Below are 1,020 nucleotides of genomic sequence, written 5' to 3'. Positions count from 1 at the left end.
GATCGTCCGTCACCTCAGTGAGGACGATCTCGATCGACTCCTCGCGGAGTCTACGGATGAAAAACTCACTGAGCGGTTGATTTTCGTTAAACGGCTATACAAGGGGGCAACCTTGGAGGACGCTGCCGACGATGTCGGCAGGTCCTCCGCGACAGGAACACGCTGGGCTCGCCGATGGAACAAGGGCGGTCTTGGACTTCTAATGCCGAACTTCGGGGGCGGCAGGCCCCCGAAGCTCGGCGAAGAACAACAGCAATGCCTCTTGGAACTGCTCCGGGAGGGCCAACCGTGGAAGAGACAAGAGATACAACACCTCATCAACGAGGAGTTCGACGTTGAATTTCATCCAGCCCATCTCACTACGTTCCTCGAAAAGCTCGGCCTCTCCTACGCAATTCCGCGGACTAAGCGCCCATCACGGCCAGAGAATGCCGAAGAAATCCTCGACGAACGCGTCGCCGACGCGTTCGACGAGGGAACTGATGAGCCGCACAACAAACGCGATGGAGACGATGAGGAAGGCTGGGTCGTCGACGAAGAGATCCGTACGGACGGTGGAACTGTGCTTGGATTTCTCGACACATCGCATCCACAACCGTGGGACAACTCACAGCGACTCTACACCGTTGACGACCCTCACATCACCCGACCGCTGGTGAAGTTAGACGAACCAGCGGTCGGGTTCTATGCTCTTTCTGGTGAGAGTGTCATTCAGTTTCCAAGTAATCAGGAGAAAGAACGAATCTGCGAGTGTCTCGAAGGAATCCGCGAGCAGAATCCGAGTCAACGGATTCTGCTCGTCTTGGATAACTTCTCTTCTCACGTGTGCGAGTACACGCGTAAGCGAGCCCATCAACTCGGAATTGACCTCGTGTTTTTGCCCGTTGGTTCACCGGATCTCAATCCAATCGAGCAGGTCTGGAAGAGTTTGAAATGGGAAGCGTCGCCGTTGATTGTGGAGAGCGCGGCAGAATACCGCGCTCTCCTTACCGAACTCTTTGAGAAGCTCACAGCTCAGCT

At 55.4% G+C, this 1,020-nt stretch carries 1 protein-coding gene; it reads left to right on the top strand.

Annotation, left to right across the window (positions count from 1 at the left end):
* Nucleotide 1: 1 nt before the first annotated feature.
* A partial coding sequence (locus IEX72_RS15040) for an IS630 family transposase (RefSeq protein WP_188788806.1) occupies nt 2-1,020 on the top strand: 1,019 nt, incomplete at its 3' end.

The sequence above is a fragment of the Halobellus salinus genome, from assembly GCF_014646875.1.
GTDB classification, from domain to species: Archaea; Halobacteriota; Halobacteria; order Halobacteriales; family Haloferacaceae; genus Haloquadratum; species Haloquadratum salinum.
Note: the sequence above shows the minus strand (reverse complement) of the source record. Positions and strands in the feature narration are given on the sequence as shown.